At 70.1% G+C, this 17,270-nt stretch carries 17 protein-coding genes and 1 pseudogene; 5 read left to right on the top strand and 13 right to left on the bottom strand.

Translation table 11 applies throughout. From position 1 onward, the window contains the following. The first annotated feature begins 6 nt into the window (after positions 1-6). Complete coding sequence (locus tag ACQPWU_RS59500; protein WP_433435886.1) at positions 7-882, top strand: 4-hydroxy-tetrahydrodipicolinate synthase family protein; 876 nt, start codon at positions 7-9, stop codon at positions 880-882. 3 nt (positions 883-885) lie between these two features. On the opposite strand, the gene ACQPWU_RS59495 is transcribed toward ACQPWU_RS59500, so the two are convergent. From ACQPWU_RS59495 to ACQPWU_RS59485, 3 genes and pseudogenes are all read right to left on the bottom strand, one after another. After that, positions 886-5,715 carry a DNA repair ATPase gene (locus ACQPWU_RS59495; RefSeq protein WP_433435884.1) on the bottom strand — a complete coding sequence of 1,610 codons (4,830 nt, stop codon included), beginning with the start codon at positions 5,713-5,715 and terminating at the stop codon, positions 886-888. A gap of 1 nt (position 5,716) precedes the next feature. Further along, positions 5,717-7,813, bottom strand: a pseudogene (locus tag ACQPWU_RS59490) (flotillin family protein). After that, a complete protein-coding gene (locus ACQPWU_RS59485; RefSeq protein ID WP_433435883.1) occupies positions 7,813-8,364 on the bottom strand; it encodes a hypothetical protein in 552 nt (183 codons plus the stop codon). The pseudogene ACQPWU_RS59490 and the gene ACQPWU_RS59485 overlap by 1 nt, the downstream one beginning before the upstream one ends. Before the next feature lie 142 nt (positions 8,365-8,506). Here ACQPWU_RS59485 and ACQPWU_RS59480 point away from each other — a divergent pair, with 142 nt between their 5' ends. Beyond that, positions 8,507-9,433 (top strand): NADP-dependent oxidoreductase, encoded by a 927-nt coding sequence (locus ACQPWU_RS59480; RefSeq protein WP_433435882.1) that lies wholly within the window; start codon positions 8,507-8,509, stop codon positions 9,431-9,433. Here ACQPWU_RS59480 and ACQPWU_RS59475 read toward each other — a convergent pair. The 3 genes from ACQPWU_RS59475 to ACQPWU_RS59465 form a co-directional block, all read right to left on the bottom strand. Further along, positions 9,421-10,329 (bottom strand): aminoglycoside phosphotransferase family protein, encoded by a 909-nt coding sequence (locus ACQPWU_RS59475; RefSeq protein ID WP_433435881.1) that lies wholly within the window; start codon positions 10,327-10,329, stop codon positions 9,421-9,423. The two genes, ACQPWU_RS59480 and ACQPWU_RS59475, sit on opposite strands and share 13 nt — an antisense overlap. Before the next feature lie 93 nt (positions 10,330-10,422). After that, the gene (locus tag ACQPWU_RS59470) at positions 10,423-11,301 is read right to left on the bottom strand and encodes a 1,4-dihydroxy-2-naphthoyl-CoA synthase (protein ID WP_433435880.1); all 879 of its coding nucleotides are present in this window, start codon (positions 11,299-11,301) and stop codon (positions 10,423-10,425) included. Between the two features lie 10 nt (positions 11,302-11,311). Then, a complete protein-coding gene (locus ACQPWU_RS59465; protein ID WP_433435879.1) occupies positions 11,312-11,824 on the bottom strand; it encodes a PadR family transcriptional regulator in 513 nt (170 codons plus the stop codon). Positions 11,825-11,902: 78 nt separating this feature from the next. On the opposite strand from ACQPWU_RS59465, the gene ACQPWU_RS59460 reads away from it, so the two are divergent. Next, positions 11,903-12,457, top strand: coding sequence for a hypothetical protein (locus ACQPWU_RS59460; protein ID WP_433435878.1), 555 nt, complete (start codon positions 11,903-11,905; stop codon positions 12,455-12,457). Here ACQPWU_RS59460 and ACQPWU_RS59455 read toward each other — a convergent pair. After that, positions 12,450-12,782 (bottom strand): ArsR/SmtB family transcription factor, encoded by a 333-nt coding sequence (locus ACQPWU_RS59455; protein ID WP_020542962.1) that lies wholly within the window; start codon positions 12,780-12,782, stop codon positions 12,450-12,452. The two genes, ACQPWU_RS59460 and ACQPWU_RS59455, sit on opposite strands and share 8 nt — an antisense overlap. Positions 12,783-12,869: 87 nt before the next feature. Here ACQPWU_RS59455 and ACQPWU_RS59450 point away from each other — a divergent pair, with 87 nt between their 5' ends. Further along, positions 12,870-13,040: a DUF3073 domain-containing protein gene (locus tag ACQPWU_RS59450; protein WP_360686020.1), complete on the top strand. Its 171-nt coding sequence runs from the start codon at positions 12,870-12,872 to the stop codon at positions 13,038-13,040. Positions 13,041-13,076: 36 nt separating this feature from the next. Here the strand turns inward: ACQPWU_RS59450 and ACQPWU_RS59445 are convergent, their stop codons facing one another. Then, positions 13,077-13,298, bottom strand: a complete 222-nt coding sequence (locus tag ACQPWU_RS59445) for a cytochrome P450 (protein WP_433435877.1) — start codon at positions 13,296-13,298, stop codon at positions 13,077-13,079. Positions 13,299-13,325: 27 nt separating this feature from the next. Beyond that, positions 13,326-13,472, bottom strand: a complete 147-nt coding sequence (locus ACQPWU_RS59440) for a hypothetical protein (protein ID WP_433435876.1) — start codon at positions 13,470-13,472, stop codon at positions 13,326-13,328. A gap of 84 nt (positions 13,473-13,556) precedes the next feature. Here ACQPWU_RS59440 and ACQPWU_RS59435 point away from each other — a divergent pair, with 84 nt between their 5' ends. Further along, positions 13,557-14,123, top strand: a complete 567-nt coding sequence (locus ACQPWU_RS59435; protein ID WP_433435875.1) for an NADPH-dependent F420 reductase — start codon at positions 13,557-13,559, stop codon at positions 14,121-14,123. Positions 14,124-14,130: 7 nt separating this feature from the next. On the opposite strand, the gene ACQPWU_RS59430 is transcribed toward ACQPWU_RS59435, so the two are convergent. The 4 genes from ACQPWU_RS59430 to ACQPWU_RS59415 form a co-directional block, all read right to left on the bottom strand. Continuing rightward, complete coding sequence (locus tag ACQPWU_RS59430) at positions 14,131-15,537, bottom strand: LCP family protein (protein ID WP_433435874.1); 1,407 nt, start codon at positions 15,535-15,537, stop codon at positions 14,131-14,133. A 124-nt stretch (positions 15,538-15,661) separates the two neighbouring features. Next, positions 15,662-15,928, bottom strand: a complete 267-nt coding sequence (locus tag ACQPWU_RS59425; protein WP_433435873.1) for a DUF6510 family protein — start codon at positions 15,926-15,928, stop codon at positions 15,662-15,664. Between the two features lies 1 nt (position 15,929). Next, complete coding sequence (locus ACQPWU_RS59420; RefSeq protein WP_433435872.1) at positions 15,930-16,661, bottom strand: ferredoxin reductase; 732 nt, start codon at positions 16,659-16,661, stop codon at positions 15,930-15,932. A 1-nt stretch (position 16,662) separates the two neighbouring features. After that, the gene (locus ACQPWU_RS59415) at positions 16,663-17,262 is read right to left on the bottom strand and encodes a sulfite oxidase-like oxidoreductase (RefSeq protein WP_433435871.1); all 600 of its coding nucleotides are present in this window, start codon (positions 17,260-17,262) and stop codon (positions 16,663-16,665) included. Positions 17,263-17,270: the final 8 nt, after the last annotated feature.

The raw sequence follows: 17,270 nt of genomic DNA, 5'->3' as shown, positions 1-17,270 counted from the left end.
CGGAGCATGTTGAGAGGACTACACGTACCGCTGGTCACCCCGTTCACCTCGTCGGGAGAGGTGGCCGTGGACGCGATCGAGAAGCTGGCCTCGGACTACCTCGACCAGGGGGCCGCCGGGCTGGTCGCGCTGGGCACGACGGGCGAGGTGGCCGCGCTCGACCCCGGCGAGCGGGCGCTGGTGATCGAGGCGTGCGCGCGGGTGTGCGCGGAGCGGCAGGCGCTGCTGACGGTGGGGGTGACGGGGAACGACACGCGTTCGACGGCCCGGGCTCTGCGGAGCCTGCCTTCGGGGGTGGGCGCCGCGCTGGTGACGGTGCCGTACTTCCTGCGGCCAGGCGAGCGCGGGGTGATCGCGCACTTCGAGGCGCTGGCGGAGGAGACGCCGGTGCCGCTGGTGATCTACCACATCCCGTACCGGACGGGTCAGGCGGTCGGCGCCGCGACGTTCCGGCACCTGGGCGCGCACCCGATGATCGCGGGCATGAAGTACTCGGCGGGCGGGATCGACCAGGACGCGGTGGAGCTGCTGGGGGATCTGCCCGAGGGGTTCGAGGTGGTGGGCGGCGACGACATGTTCATCTCGCCGCTGCTCGCGCTGGGCGCCGTCGGCGGGATCCTCGCCTCGGCCCATCTGGAGACCCGGAGCTACGTCGAGCTGGTGGACGCCTGGAACGCGGGCGACGCGGTCAGGGCGAGGGCGCTCGGGCACCGGCTGGCCCGGCTCTCGGCCGCGCTGTTCGCCGAGCCGAACCCCACCGTGATCAAGGGAGTGCTGCACGCCCAGGGCCTGATCCCGACCCCGGACGTGCGGCTGCCGCTGGTCCCGGCCGGCGCGGAGGCGGTGTCGCAGGCGCGCCTGGTGACGCACTCAGGCGATTGACGGTCAGCGGCCGGACTCCCGGATGGCCGTGCCGACCTCGCTCACCCGGTCGGCCAGCAGCCCGATCGCGCCCACGGCCCTGGTCATCGGGTCGTCGCCGGCCCCGCCGAGCGCCCTGGCCTTGAGGAACGCCGTCTTGATCTCCTCCCAGCGTTCGGCCTGGGCCGGGGTGAGGCGACCGCGCAGCTCGGCCAGCTTGAGCAAGTTCGCCTCGGCGTCCGTGGTCAGGGTCTGGGCCTCCCCGAGGTAGTGGTCGTCGATCACCGCTTCCAGCTCGGCGTCGTTCATGGCGGGGACGATGCGCTCCGCCAGCTTGTTCATGTTGCGGTACGAGCCCTGCAGCCGGTACGGGGGCTCGGTGCGGGCGGCGTCGGACTGGGCGGCCGAGGCGATGTAGGCCTGGTTGTTGGCCAGCACGACCTCCTGGACGCGCACCAGCTTGGCCAGCACGCTGAGGATCTGGTCGAGCTCCGGCTTGCTGTACGGGTGGCGGAGCTGGTCGGGCTGGACGGTCGTGTCGCCCTTGGCGAGTCGTACGAGGAGCTCGACGTCCGCGCGGTCGCGGCCGGAGAGCGGCGCGAGCACGGGGTTCGAGGTGAGGGCGTTGTCGATGTAGCTCAGCGCGAACAGGTCGTCCTTGCCCGACAGGACGTCGCCCAGGTTCCAGACGTCGGCCCGGTTGGCCAGCATGTCGGGGATGCGGAACCGCCGGCCGGACTCGGTGTACGGGTTGCCCGCCATGCACACCGCGAACCGCTTCCCACGCAGGTCGTACGTGCGGGTGCGGCCGTTCCACACGCCCTCGATGCGGCGCTGGGCGTCACAGAGCGAGATGAACTTCTGCAGCAGCTCCGGCGAGGTGTGCTGGATGTCGTCGAGGTAGAGCAGCGTGTTGTTGCCCGTCTCCAGCGCGAACGAGATCTTCTCCACTTCCTGCCTGGCCGTCGCGTCGGGCGCGTCCGCCGGGTCCAGCGAGGTCACCTCGTGGCCCAGGGCCGGGCCGTTCACCTTGACGAACACCAGGCCCAGACGGCTGGCCACGTACTCCATCAGGGTCGTCTTGCCGTAGCCGGGCGGGGAGATGAGCAGGAGGAGGCCCATCTGATCCGTACGCTTGCCCGCGCCCGCCGCGCCGAGCTGCTTGGCCAGGTTGTCGCCGATCAGCGGCAGGTACACCTCGTCGAGGAGACGGTTGCGGACGAAGGCGCTCATGACCTTGGGCTTGTACTCGTCCAGGCGCAACCGCCGGCGCTCGGCCTCGACCAGCTCGCTCCTGCGCCGCTGGTACGCCCGGTACGCCGGGACCCGCTCCTGCCGGAATTGGCGCGTCCTGGTGAGGAGCTCGTCCAGCCGGAGGTCGAGTTTTCGGTCCTTGATGCGGGGATGGGTGCCCAGGAGACCGTCCACGGTTTCCTGGGTGGCGGCGCTGGAGTCGTGGCGAGGGACGTCGCACAGCTGCACCGCGATGGCCTCCGTCACCTCGGGGCCCTGGTGGTAGGCGGCCATCCAGGCGTGGGCCAGTTGCAGGCGCTCGGGGAGCGGCACGCTCTTGAGCTCCTCCTCGAACTCACGCACCTTGGCGGGGCCCAGGGTCTTCCTGAACCCGTCGAGGAGGTCGCGTGCCGCCTTGCTGGTCACGAGCCCGAACGGGCTGCTCCCGAGCTCCTCGACGAGGTACTCACCCGCGAGAGGCTCGACGCCGGCTGCCGTGCCCGTGCCGGCGATGGGACTCGGCGCGCTCGTACGGAGGCTCGTCATGAAGTGTGCGATCAACGTCCCCAGCTCGGCGGCCAGCGAGTCCAGGGCAGCGGTGGTGCCGAAGACGGCGCGCGCGCGGGCGAGCGACACGGCCCGCGTGGTGAATGTTTTACGTGAAACCTCGTCCACCCCGAAGGCCCAGAACAGCTGCGCCGCCGCCCGCACCGCCGCCGGGTACCGCAGCAACCCAGCCCCCGACCGCAGCCGGACCAGCACGTCCAGGATGGCAGTGGCGTCGTGGTCGTGGACTCCGCGCTCGTATCCCTCGTCGTAGCGTGACTCCACCGCCTGCCGCACCACGTCCTCAAGAGCGGCCCCAGGGGAGAGGGAGTCCAGGAGCGAGGCGGCCAGGTGCTCGCCCCGGTACACCTCGGGCGTCTCCGACACCAGCAGCTGGTCCCAGAAGGGCCGGGTGTCGGCGAAGGAGGCGGGCACCGGCGAGCGGTAGTCGGTCCCGGTGATCGCGAAGTACATGGAACCGTCGTGCGGCACCAGCGTCAGGTCGATGGGCTGGGTGTTGACGGCGAAGCGGTGGTGGCCCAGCCGGAGCGTCTCCCCGCCGTCGGAGAAGAGGTCGAGGCGATCGCGAAGGGCCCGTCCCGCCTCCTGCTGGGCGGACTTGACGCGCCCGTCCAGCTCCTCCGCCCGTACGGCGTCCCCAAGCGCGCGCAGCTCGGTGGCGGCCGAGCGGACCTTGGCCACCATCGGGTCGGTGGCGAAGTAAGTGTTGACCTCGTCCAGGGAGCCGAGGGAGCCGAGGCGGCGCGTGATGCTGCCCAGGATGCGCTCCGCGGAGGCGAAGACGCGGTCGGCGCGCCGGGTGAGGTCGTCGAGCTGGGTCTGCTTGCGGGCCGAGAACGCCTCGTAGACGTCCTCCCGCTTGGCCGACAGCTGCGCCGCGAAGTCGTCGAACTCCCCGAAGCGCGACTCCAGGGTCTCCAGCTGGAGCATCAGCCGCCCGAGCTGTTCGTCGCACTTGGCCGGGGTATCGGCCATGGCCAGCGCGCCCGTGATGGCTTGGCCGAGCAGGGCGAACTCGGCGGCGAACGCGGCCCGCCCCTCCGCCCCCAGCAGGTCGCGCCGGCGCCCGTCCAGGATGGCGCGGGCCCGGTTCACCCCGCCGAGGATCTCGGCGATCCGACCGAGGATGGAGGTGCGTACGGTGGCGTCGGCGATGTCCAGCGAGCCGACGACCTCCGTCACCACCTCCAGCCCCTCCGCCTGCGCGGCCAGCCGGTCCGCCACGGGGGCGGCCTCCGCTACGGTGCCGATCGCCGCCGCGGCGGTGGCGAGCTCCTCGACGGCCGCGTGGTAGGCGGTGAACGCGTCCGCGCCCTGCAGAAAGTCGACCGCCCGCCGGCCGACGGACGCGAGCTCCTCCGCCACGGAAGAAGACAGCGCGTCCAGGCCGGCCAGGTCGATGTAGCGGGTCTCGCGCAACGTCACCAGGCGGCCCTGGGCCCGGCGCAGCGTGGCAAGCATGTCGACCCAGGCGTCCGCGGTGACCGGGCTGTCGGCCCGCGCCTCGCGTACGAGATGGGTGGTCTCCTCGGCGGCGGCGGCGAGCGTGTCGGCTGCCTGGCGGGTGAGCTGCTCGACGTGCTCGTACTCGTCCAGCACCTGCTCGGCGGTGGCCCGCACGTCGGCGAGCGGCTCGCTCAGGTCGTGCTCCGCCAGCCAGTGGTAGGAGTCGAACGTCCGCGTGCAGGCCGCGATCAGCCCCTCGAACGTCCCCGCCGAAGCCGCCATCTCCTCGACCATCCGCGAGACGGACAGGCAGTCGGAGATGCCGCGCACCAGCTCCGCGTTGCCGATGCGCTCCAGCGGTCCCGTGCCGGCGGGCTGGGCGGCGGCGTACGTGTCGGAGACGTACGGCGTCTGCCAGACCTGCATCGGGTGGACCCGGGTCGGCTCGTCGGAGGTCGCCCGGAAGACCACCATTGTGCCGTCGTCGAACAGCGAGTAGCCGTGGCAGACGATGGGGTTGGCGACCTCCTTCCTGATCACGTTGTACGGCAGCAGCAGCGACCGCCCGTCGCCCCTGGCGTGGAAGACGTACAGGACATCCTCGCCGTTGGGCGAGCGGACCACCCGCTCGAACTCCAGGTCCGTCACGTCCGTGTCGAACGTCTTGCTGACCCCGGTCGTCAGGTAGTAGCCGCCGGGGAAGATCAGCCCCTGGTCCTCGGGAAGGCGCTGGCAGGCCTGGCCGAGGCCGTCGAGCCTGATCACGGCCTTGGTGCGGGTGTTGAAGACCAGGTGGCGCCGGTCGGTCTCCTTGTACGGCCTGATCCGCATGAGGATGAGCGGACCCACCCTGGCGTACTCGACGTCGGCGTCCGCCAGGCTCTGCAGCGGCTCGGCGACCGGCTCGGCGTAGATGCCGGCCCCGGTCTCCGTGTTGTTCTCGATCTTGATGGTGAGGTCGCCGCCGACCGTCTCGACGAACACCTCGTCCTCGATCGAGATGTGCGGGTGCCGGCCGAGGATGTGGTCGTCGCGCGTGGTCGGCGTCCACTCGAAGTCGTGGGACGGGGGGAAGACGTGGTCACGCTCCCCCCGGTTGTCCAGATATCTCGGGACCCCGCCGTTGCTGACCGCCCACCGCAGCACCCGCAGGTCCGCCGGACCTGTCTGGAACACGGCCAGCAGCTTGCCCTCGACCCGCCTGAGCTGCTGCAGCCGGGTCTCCTTGTAGTACCGGTACAGCTCGGCGAAGTCCTTCTTGAACGCCGGATCGTCCAGCGTCTCCAGCTTGTCGGCGTCGAACCTGAACGCGTCACCGTCCCTGGAGAACCGGTGCACCGCGAACACGTCCGCCACCGCCGTCTCCGGCTTGAGCCCGATGAAGACGTTGTAGCCGAAGAGCATCACGTCGCCCAGGGAGACGATGTCCCTGGGGACGCAGTTGTTCTCGGTACGGATTCGCTCGGTGCCCAGCAGACGCAGCTCCGCGCCGCCGAACACCTTCAGCCGCTCCCCGTTGAGGCTCTCGGCCGCCGCCGTCAGCGCCTTAGCCTGGGCCTGGAGCCGGTTCCTGAGGACCTCGTACGTCCCCGCCTCCAGCTCGCTCACGTCAGCCCTTCACCCCGGCCAGCGCGGCCACCGGGGAGTCGGCCACGCCGAGCCTGCGGGCGGTCTCCAGCAGCTCGCCGAGCGCCGTCGTCTGCGGGCCGCCGTCCTGGATGAGCCGCATGAGCAGGGCGGAGACGGTCAGGTTCTTGATGTCCTCGCTACGCACGCCGCCGATGACGCTCGCCAGGTCGGCCGCCAGGCTCGCCGAGCCGTTGACGTACGGCGAGACCAGAGCCCCGGCGACCTCGGAGTGGTCCACGAAGCCGTCGACCACCTTGCCGGCGGTGATGGAGCCGACCACCTTGTCGAAGAACATCGTGTCGCCGCCGACGATGTCGATGTTCGCCTTGGCCAGCCCGGCGGCCAGCACGCTCGCCTGCGACTCCGCCACCTGCCGCGACACGTCGATGTGCTTGAGCCTGATCTCCTTGTCGGCCTCCAGGCGCAGGCGGTACTCCTCGTGCCCCCTGCTGGCCTCGTCCAGCGCCGCCATCGCGGCAGCCTTCGCCGTGAGGCCCTCGGCCTCGGCCTTCAGCTTCTCGCCCACCGCGGCCGCCCCGGCCAGCGCCATCGCCTGCTCACCCTCGGCCTGCGCCTTGATCCGGTCGCCCTCGACCAGGGCCATGGCCTTGGCACCCTCGGCCTCGGCGGCCAGCTTCTCCTTCAGCACCAGCGCCTCCGCGCGGCCCACCTTCTCGATGGCCTCGGCGTCGCGCTCCTTGACCTGCACCTGCGCCAGCCCGGCCGCGGCCGACTCGGCCTGGACGCCCTCGGCCAGCCGGATCTTGGCCCGGGCCTCCAGCTCGGAGGCCTGCTGCCTGGCCTCGGCGAGCACCAGCTCCTCGCGCGCCCTGAACTTGGACGCGGCCTCCGCGGCCTCGGCCGCCTTGATGTCCTTGACCAGGTTCTCCTGGGCCTCGGCCTCGGCGGCGATGATCACCTGCTGGCGGGTGCGCTCGGCCTCCTCGACCACGCGCAGCCGCTTGATGCTCTCCTCCTGCTCGGCCACGGTCTTGTCGACCGCGATGCGCTCGCGGATGACCTCGGCGATCGAGCGCTTCTCGGTCTCGACCTCCTTGTCCTTGGCGATGCGCGACAGCTCGGTCTCCCGCTCGCGGGCGATGACCTCCAGCAGGCGGTCCTTCTCGATCCGCTCGGATTCGATCGCGATCACGCGCTCGCGGTTCTTCTCGGCGACCGCGACCTCGCGGGCGCGGTTCTCGTTCTGCACGCCGAGCTGCTCGTCGGCCTTGATGTTCGCGCTCTGGGCGCGCAGCCGCTCCTCGGCCTGCACCCGGGCGATCTCCGCCTCCTCGCGGGCCTTGACGGTCTCGATCTCCCGCCGCTGCTTGAGCTCGGCGTCGGCCTGGCGGCGCTGCAGCTCCAGGATGGCCTCGCGGGCGTCCACGTTCTGGCGGGTGATCTCCTTCTCCTCGTTGCGCCGGAACTCGTTCGTGCGCACGTGCTCGATCGCCGTCAGCTCGGTGATCTAGCGGATGCCCTGCGCGTCGAGGATGTTGCTCTTGTCGAGCTGCATGAGCGAGGTCTGCTCGAGGTAGTCGATGGCGGCGTCCTCGAGGCTGTAGCCGTTCAGGTCGGTGCCGATGAGCCGGACGATCTGGTCCCTGAACTCGTCGCGTTTGGTGTAGAGGTCCACGAAGTCGAGCTGCTTGCCGGCTGTCTTGAGCGCCTCGGAGAACTTCGCGTTGAACAGCTCCTGCAGCGTCGTCTCGTCACTGGCCCTGGCGGTGCCGATGGCCTGGGCGACCTTGATGACGTCCTCGGCGGTCTTGTTCACCCGGACGAAGAACGTGATCTTGATGTCGGCCCTGATGTTGTCCCGGCAGATCAGGCCCTCGCGACCGGTCCGCTCGATCTCGATGGTCTTGACCGAGATGTCCATGATCTCGGCCTTGTGGACGACGGGCAGCACCACGGCGCCGGTGAACGTGACGTCCACCTTGTTGACTTTGGAGACGATCAGCGCCTTACCTTGCTCCACCTTGCGGAAAAGGCGGCCGATGACGAGGAGCAGGCCAATCACGATGACCAGGATGACGGCGAGAAATACGCCGAAGCCGGTGGAGATGATGTCCATCAGTGCTCACTTTCGTACGGCATGACCCAGAAGAATTCGCCGTCTTTGTCGTATTCGAAGATGAGTGCGTTGTCGCCGCGGGCCAGCCGGTCCTGGCCGGTCGTACGTACCTGCACGACCGCGGACGAGCCGTCGGCGGCGGTGACCTCGGCCTGGCCGAAGTCGGGGGTGGCCGCGCCGGTGCGGATCACACACATCTGGCCGACGAAGTCGCCACGCGAGTGGCGATCCCCTTCAGGGAGCAGCCGGCGCAGCGGAACCAGCAGGCCACGGATGGCGAGCCAGGCCCCGCCCAGGGCGGCGAAAGGGACGGCGATCAGCAGGCCGCCACTCGCCACCACACTGCCGATGAGGCAGAGCAGCCAGGCCAGTGCGATCAACAGCGAGAGCGCGATCCCGGCGGGGACTCCCCCGAGGCCCAGCCAGGCGGCGTCGTCTTCCAGGTCGAACAGCCCGGTGATCACGGTCAGCCAATAGCCGATGACCACCACGAGCAGGAAAGTGAAAATGACAGTCGGAAAGCTCAGTACGGTGTCTAAGAACTCGGTCATCCCGCCTCGGTCAGCCGATCCCCCATTGACGTCCTGACGGACTATATACAGATAAAGCGCGACTAAAGCGGAAAGTTCCCGATAAGTCTGCCGTTTTGCGCCACTTGACCTCAACTTCGGTTGAGGTTGCAGGCTGGCGCCCATGACTGAAGTGATGAGAGCGGCCGCCTTCGCCGAGCCGGGCGGCCCCGAGGTGCTGAAGCTGATGGAGCTGCCCGCGCCGCAGGCGGGTCCTGGAGAGGTACGGGTACGGGTGCGGGCGGCCGGCGTGCAGCCGTTCGACGCGGCCGTACGGGCGGGGTGGCTGCCGCCGTACATGTCCTCAGCCCCCTTCCCGCGCGTTCCCGGCAACGAGTTCGCAGGCGTGGTCGACCAGGTGGGTGAGGGGGTCACCGAGGTGTCGGCAGGGGACGAGGTGCTCGGGTTCTCCCTCCTGAACGCGTACGCCGAGTACATCGTGGTCCCGGGGGCGAGCGTGGCGCCCAAGCCCGCGGGGGTGCCCTGGGAGGTGGCCGGCGGGCTGACCTCGGGTGTGCAGACCGCCGAGCTCGCGATCGACGGGCTCGGCCTCGCGGATGGCGAGACGCTGCTCGTGCACGGCGCGGCCGGGTCCGTGGGCACGGCGGCCGTGCAGATCGCCCGGCGGCGCGGCGCCTCAGTGATCGGCACCGCCCGCGAGGTCAACCACGACTACCTGCGCGACCTCGGTGCCATCCCGGTGGCCTACGGCGAAGGACTGGCGGACCGGGTACGCGCGCTCGCTCCCGGAGGCGTGGACGCGGCGCTGGACGGGGCCGGAGGACACGCGCTGGAGGTCTCGATCGAGCTGGTCAAGGACCGCGGCCGGATCGTCACGCTGGTCGAGCACGGCAAGGCGGCCGAGCTGGGCGTCCGGGTCGTCCAGGGCGAACGCAGCGCCGAGCGGCTCGGGCGCTACGCGGCCCTGATCGCCGAGGGCGCCTTCACGTTCGCGGTACGCAGGACGTACCGGCTGGAGGACGCCGCGGAGGCGCACAGGGAGATCGAGGCCGGCCACGGCCAGGGGAAGATCGTCCTTCAGATGCGCTGACGTACGGCCTCGGCGATGGCGAGGTCGACCTCCTTGAGCTCGCTCTCGCCGTCCTCGACGTCCCACAGGGCGTTCTGCAGGATCCGGCCGAGCGTCCATCCGGCCGCCCGCTGGGAGTCGAGGCCGAGCCGGTCCACCATGAAGTCGAAGCGGCGCAGCACACCCCGTGTCACGTCGCCGGCCACGTCCTCCCATCGGTTGTGCAGGGCGGGCCACAGGTCGAAGCACGGATCGCCGGCCAGCGGCTTGGGGTCGATGCTCAGCCACGGCTCCCGGTCGGCGGCCAGCACGTTGTCGTAGTGCAGGTCCCAGTGCAGCAGCCGGTCGCCGGGCTCGGAGACGAGCTCGGAGACCGCCGACGCGCACGACTTCATCCAGTGGCGGTCCCGCTCCCGCGGCAGACTCTTCAGCGCCTGGTCCACGTCGTCCAGCATGGCCTGCGCGATGTCGCCCAACCGGCGCATGCCCTCCGGCGCCGGATAGGCCACCAGGCGCGCCAGCAGCTCGGTGAGGATGCCCAGCGCCTCCACGTCGTCCGCCACGCTCGAGAGCGACCGGTCCGCCTCCAGCCGCTCGAGGAGCAGGGTGCCGGTCTCGGGGTCCGAGTCGAGCAGGAGCACGGAGCCGTCGCCCGCCCAGGTCCGCAGCCCGGGCGCCTCGGTGGCGTTCTCATCGGTGACGGGCTGGAGCTTGAGCGCGGCCTTCGTCCCGTCCTGGCGTACGACGGGCAGCACGAGGGACACCACGCCGTGCCTGGGCTCCCCGTCGAGCCGCAGCCCCCACTCCTCCAGGTAACGCTCGCCCAGCGCGGGCAGCCCGGCCGACCAGACGCGCCCGGCCTCCCCGTCGTACTTCACGTGGGACTCGGTCAACGCCGCCGGCACCTTGATCCTCATGCCCCCAGTCTGCCCGCAAGCGCCGGACCGGGGCCTCTCCTTATTCGCGCCTCGGGATGCCCCGGTCCCCGCACGGCCGGGGGAAGCCGGCGATCAGTAATGCCAGGGGAACGGCGACCAGTCGGGCTCGCGCTTCTCCAGGAACGAGTCGCGCCCCTCGGCCGCCTCCTCCGTCATGTAAGCCAGCCGCGTCGCCTCTCCCGCGAACACCTGCTGCCCGACCAGCCCGTCGTCGATCGCGTTGAAGGCGAACTTGAGCATCCGCTGCGCGGTCGGCGACTTGCCGTTGACCTTGCGGGCCCAGTCCAGGGCGGTCCGCTCCAGCTCCTCGTGCGGGACCACGGCGTTGACCATGCCCATGCGGTGCGCGTCGGCCGCCGTGTAGGTCTCGCCGAGGAAGAAGATCTCGCGGGCGAACTTCTGCCCGACCTGCCGGGCGAGATAGGCCGAGCCGAAGCCGCCGTCGAAGCTGGCCACGTCGGCGTCGGTCTGCTTGAAGCGGGCGTGCTCGGCGCTGGCCAATGTGAGATCCGCCACGACGTGCAGGCTGTGGCCGCCGCCCGCGGCCCAGCCGGGCACCACGCAGATCACAATCTTGGGCATGAACCGGATGAGCCGCTGCACCTCCAGGATGTGCAGGCGGCCGGTCGACGGTGTGCCGTCGGCGTACTGGTAGCCGTCCTTGCCCCGGATGCGCTGGTCGCCGCCCGAGCAGAAGGCCCAGCCGCCGTCCTTGGGTGAGGGGCCGTTGCCGGTGAGCAGCACGCAGCCCACGTCGGTGGTCTGCCGGGCGTGGTCGAGCGCGCGGTAGAGCTCGTCGACGGTCTGCGGGCGGAACGCGTTGCGCACCTCGGGACGGTTGAACGCGATCCGCACCGTGCCCTGGTCGACCGCCCGGTGGTAGGTGATGTCGGTGAAGTCGAATCCCTCGACCGCCTGCCACGCCTTGGGATCGAACAGCTCGGAGACCATGGGCCAGAGCCTAACGGATCTGGCCTTCCGCCCATTCGGCCCACTCCACTTGCGCCTTGCCCAGGCGGAGGCCGTATTCGAGGGTCATCCGCCCGTACACGGAGAGGTTGTCCTCGCGGTTCTCGAGGAACTCGCGGATGCCCTCCAGGTGCTCCAGCTGCTTGCCGACATGCTCGGCCTGGTGGCGGAGGTACGCGCGGGCCTGCTCGGGCGAGACCTGGGCCAGGAAGAACACGCGGAGCAGCATGTCGCTGCGCAGGACTCTGGCCGGCTCGACCTCGGTGATCCAGTGGCGCAGCTCGGCCAGGCCGTTCTCGGTGATCGCGTACTCCTTGCGGCCGCGCGGCCCCTCCGCCGACACGTCCACGAGACCCGCATCGGCTAGTTTGCCCAGCTCTGCGTAGAGCTGGCTCTGCGTGGCGGGCCACACGTTCGACAGCGAGATGTCGAACATCTTCATCAGGTCGTATCCGCTCGCGGGCCCCTCGGAGAGCAGTCCCAGCACGGCATGTCGAAGGCTCATATTCCTATGTTGACATATCGACAGAGGAAGTTCTACCTTCGACCTGTCACTAATGGAATGTGAAAGGACACCCCCACGATGCGCGGCCTGCTCGGCTTCCTGCCCTGGATCGTCTACGCGGTCATCGCCACCAGCGACGAGTGGCGCTGGGGCGCCATCACCGGCCTGGTCATCGCTCTCGTCCTCGTCCTCGTCGACCGCCGGGCGGGCAAGGCCTGGGACGAGATGGTGATCGAGACCAGCGCGGCGCTGTTCTTCGCCTGCCTCACGGTGCTGTCGCTGCTGGACCCGCACTCGCCGCTCACGCCGTACGGGCCCGCCCTGGTCAACGTCTGGCTGGCGGGCACGGCGTGGGGCTCGCTCGCCATCCGCAAGCCGTTCACGCTGGGCATCGCGCGCACGATGACGCCGAAGGAGGTCTGGGAGACCCCGCAGTTCTACCGGGTCAACGCGGTCATCACGACGGTCTGGGCGGTGGCCTTCACCGTCGCCGCGGTCTCCCTGGCGCTCGTCCTCAACGTCTCACCCCATGCGACGACGCTGGTCATCGCCATCAAGGTGCTCACGTTCGTCCTGCCCGCCGTCTTCACCGCCTGGTATCCCAAGCACGTGCGGCGGGCGCTCGTCAGGTGACCTCGGCTCGCAGCTCCGCCAGCAGTTCGCCCTGGTCGGCGAGCATGTCGGTGAGGATTCGGCGGGCGGCTCCGAGCAGGTCGGCCAGCTCGGGGGTGGCCAGCGTGTAGACGACGGTGCTGCCCTCGCGGATCGCGCTCACGATCCCGGCCCTGCGCAGGACGGCGAGCTGCTGGGAGAGGCTCGAGGGCTCGATGTCGATCTGGGCCAGCAGGTCCCTGACGGGGAGTGGCCCTTCCTGGAGTAGCTCCAACACTCGGATGCGAGCGGGGTGGCCGAGCGTTCGGAAGAAGTCGGCCTTGGCCTGGTAGACCTCCACGTGCATATAGCCCAGACTAATCCAGCGCAGTTGCATAATTCTTCAAGTCGTAACGTTGTTGGATAGCATGACAGCGGGGACTAGGGAGTAGCCATGGGCCGAGGAAGAGCCAAGGCGAAGCAGACGAAGGTCGCTCGCCAGCTGAAGTACACCAACCACAATATCGACTACGACAGGCTCCGCGAGGAGCTCGGCGCCGACGCGCGCCACGAGGAGATCTACCCGCCTACCGCGTCCGAGCAGGAGTCCGAGCGCGCGCAATGACGCGGGTCAGCTTCGCGGGTGCGAGGGTGACGTTCTTCAGCCGCCTGGCCTCCGGCGCCTGATCGGGCGCCGTGGGCTCCAGGCGGTGCAGTACCTCGCTGATGATGACGCGCATCTCCAGCAGGGGGGTGGCTGCGCCCCGGCGCAGAAGCGCCGCCCGCCGCCGAACGGCATCCGGGCCCTGTTCTGGGGCCCGTCAAGGAAGCGCTCCGGGCGAAACTCCCCGGGCTCGGAGAAGGCGGCGGGGTCGCGGTGCACGAGCGGGATGTACGGTCCGGCGTACCATCAGGCCGGGACCTCGTACCCACCCGGTTCGAGCGGGGCGTCGAGCAGCCTCGGCGCCTCATGGACGACGGGCCTCACCCGCGGCACCTCCTTGACCACCGCGTCGAGGGCCATCGCCGGGTTCTCGGTGCTCTTCGCATGGCTCACTCCTCGTCGCGTGGCGAACACCTGCCCTGGGGAGGAATGTCACCAGCCCCTCTGGGCAGTTCCCGGTTTCGAGGTGATCAAGGCATGCGTGTGGGAATCCTGGGTGCTGGAAGGCTCGGCGTGCCGCTCGGACGCCTGCTCTCGATGGCCGGGCACGACGTGTTGTTCAGCGACGCCGACCCTGCCCGGGTGGAGGCGGCCACCCTGGCCGCGGACGGCCTCGCTCAGGGCGGCACGCCTCTCGAAGCCACGCGGTACGGCGACGTCGTGATCATGGCGGTGGGCTGGGAGGCGTTCCCGGTCGTGGTGGCGGAGCTCGGGGGCGCGCTCACCGGCAAGATCGTCGTCGATCCCAGCAACCCGATCGCCGAGCGCGACGGCCTGTCCGTGGTGCTGGCGGTCCCCGGCGGACTGACCAGCCCGCAGTACCAGCAGCACGTGCTGGGCGCCGGAGTGCGTCTGGTGCGCACATTCAACACCAAGTACCCACGGGAGCTGCTCAAGCTCGGCACGGCGGGGCAGCGTGGCGGCTCGCGGGCCGACATGCCCTACTGGGGCGACGACGACGGGGCCAAGAAGGCGGTGCTGCCGCTGATCGAGGACGCCGGCTTCACCGCCATAGACGGCGGCGGCCTCTCCGACGCCCTGTGACCCGTGGTCAGGCGGCGCAGGTGTCGTGAGTGGCGTCGAAGCCCTTGATGGCCTCCGTGTCGTCGGCGCGCAGGGGCTTCAGGCCCTTCCAGTCGTCGCCGATCACCAGCACCAGCCGGTTGGTACGTGCCGCGGCGACCTTGCGGGTGACGGCGGAGAGCAGGTCGTCGGTGAGCGTGGGCACGCGGGTCTCGCCGTTGGGCGCGTACAGGATGGTGGTCTTGGGTTGCGGCTTGCGGGCCGAGTCACCGATCTTGGTGATGTGGTAGCCGCGCTGTTCCAGGGCGGCGGCCACCTGGGTGCCGAGGCCGCTGCGCCAGGTGCCGTTGCGCAGCTCGATCTGGATGTTCGTACGGCCCACCTTGGCCTGGCCGCCCTTGACGCCCTGGACGCTCTCGTCCTTGGCCACGATCTGGAACAGCCGCCCGGCCTGCGGCTGCACCCATTCGACCCGGCCCGGCTGGGTGAGCGAGTAGTGCCACGGGGTGGTGATGAAGCGGATGTGCCCGACGTTCAGGCCCTGGAGGCTGGTCGCGAGGTCCTTCATGACGCCGAAGGTCAGGCCGCGGTCGGTGGTCACCGCCTTGGTGCCGGCGTCCAGAACGCCGAGCAGCTTGGCCGGGTCGGTGAGCGTCTCGCCGCTCATCGCCTTCTTGACCATCGACGCGATGAACATCTGCTGCCGCTGGATGCGCCCGATGTCCGAGCCGTCGCCCATGCTGTAGCGGGCGCGGACGTAGCCGAGCGCCTGCTCGCCGTTGAGCGTCTGCCGCCCGGCGGGCAGGCGCAGCAGGGCCTTCTTGTCGTTGACCGGCTCGGGCAGGCAGACCTCGACGCCGCCGACGGCGTTCACCATGCTCTTGAACCCGGTGAAGTCGACCTTCACGAAGTGGTCGATGCGGATGTGGGTGAGTGACTCGATCGTCTTCCAGGTGCAGGCGATGCCGCCGGAGTTGAACGACTCGTTGATCATGCCGAGGTGCGGTCGCTGGCCCGGCAGGGTGCCGGTGGCGCGGCAGGCGGGCAGTTGCACGAGCGAGTCGCGCGGGAAGCTGACGACCATCGCGTTGTCGCGCTTGGACGACACGTGGACCAGCATGATCGTGTCGGTGCGCTCGCCCGCGATGTGGTGGCCGTACTTGGCGTTCTTGCCGTCGCGCTGGTCGGAGCCGACGACCAGGACGTTCATGGCGGTGCCCGCGACCTTGGGCGGGCGGGTGGCGCCGAGGTCGTCGTCGGTGACGTCGATGTGCTTGACGTTGCCGTTCAGCTTCGCCAGCACGCCCACGGCGACGCCCGCGACCAGGAGGACGACGGTCACGGTGACCGCGATCACCCAGCGCAGCCAGCGGCGGCGACGCCGTGGTGGCGCGCTCGGCTCGGTAGGCGGCGCGTCGACAAGCCCGCTGCTCACGTGACTCCAGAGGGATGGGGCCGAGGGCCGCCGCCCATGGCCAAGAGCCTCGCCGTACAGATCTCGGCCGGTTGAACGTGCCCGAGTGTACCCACCCGGGCACCCTGGTGCGGAGGGAACCCCGTCAGTCCGGCAGATCCACGCGTAGTGACACGGTGCCGCGCAGGTCGAGCCAGGCCGTGCCGGGGCCGCGTACCAGCCTCAGGATCACCTCGTCACAGCCGGGGCAGCGGGCCACGAGGCCGGGCTCCGGGCCGTACACGCGGAGCGAGGCGACCGGGCCCGTGAGGCCGCAGCCGGCGCAGCGGCCGGTGGCGGCGGTGACGTCAACGGCGAAGATCTCGCTGAGCGGACCGGCCAGTGCGTTGCCGTCGAGATGTTCCGCGGTCATGTCAGCTCCCCCCGGTAGGGCCGAAACGTTCGGTTCGGATGCGCTCGGGGGCGTGCCCCAGCGCGACCAGCAGATCGGCCGCCGCCTCCACGAACCCGGTCGGCCCGCACACGTAGCAGTCGGGCTCGAAGGTCGCGGGCCAGCCGCTCTCGGCCAGGTCGTCCAGCATGATCCGCGCCGCCGGGCGCGATGTCTCGGGCGGCACGGACCTGGTGTAGATGTACGTGACGTCGAGCCCGGGGTCGGGGCGGCGCAGCTCCTCGGCGTAGTAGCGGCGGTCCTGGTCGCGCAGCGAGTAGACCAGGCGGAACGGCACCCGGCTGCCCGCCTGCCTGCGCGCCCTGATCATGGCCATCAGCGGCACGATGCCGGACCCGCCGCCGACCAGCAGCACCGGCGCCTTGCTCTCCGGCCGCCAGACGAACCAGCCGCCCACCGGGCCGCGGATCTCGACCTGGTCGCCGACCTCGATCACCTCGGTCAGGTACGGCGAGACCTCCCCGTCGGGAAAGGCCTCCACGGTCAGCTCGATGAGGTCGCCGTCGGCGGGCGCGGCCAGCGAGTAGCTGCGCTGCGCGGTGTAGCCGTCGTCGGCCGTCAGCCGTACGTCCACGTGCTGCCCCGCCAGGTGCCCAGGCCAGCCCGGCACCCGGAACCGCAGCGTGCGCGCGGTCGCGGTCTCGTTGTCGATCCCGGCGAGCTCGGCGGCCCGCCAGGCCAGGCGCGGCGGCACCTCAGTCGCCCTCGTAGCGCTGTTCGCGCCATGGGTCGCCGTAGTTGTGGTAGCCGGCCGTCTCCCAGAAGCCGGGCCAGTCGTCGTTCAGCAGGCGGATGCCGCGTACCCACTTGGCCGACTTCCAGAAGTACAGGTGCGGGACGATCAGCCGCGCCGGGCCGCCGTGCCGGGGCTCCAGGTCCTCGTCGTCGAAGCTGTGCACGATCCACGCCTTGCCGTCGAGCAGGTCCTCCAGCGGCAGGTTGGTGGTGTAGCCGCCGTACGAGTAGACCAGCGCGTATTCGGCGGCCGTCTCGACGTTCTCGAAGAACACGTCCAGCGAGACGCCCTCCCAGGTGGTGTCGAGTTTCGACCACTTGGTCACGCAGTGGATGTCGACCGTGGGCGTCTCCATGGGCAGCGCCAGGAACTCCTCCCACGACCACCGGTGGGTCTGCTCCGCCTCCGTGTCGATGGTGAACTCCCACCGGTCGAGCGGCACCCGCGGCGTCGGCCCGGCGGACAGCACAGGGAAGTCGTCTACCAGGTATTGCCCAGGTGGCAGCCGGTCGCTGTCCGGTCTGCGCCGCCCGTGGAAACCGCGCGAAATGATGCTCACGCCTCATT

The organism is Nonomuraea sp. CA-141351 (genome assembly GCF_050944675.1).
GTDB lineage: Bacteria > Actinomycetota > Actinomycetes > Streptosporangiales > Streptosporangiaceae > Nonomuraea.
This window is presented reverse-complemented; position numbering and strand designations above follow the sequence as displayed.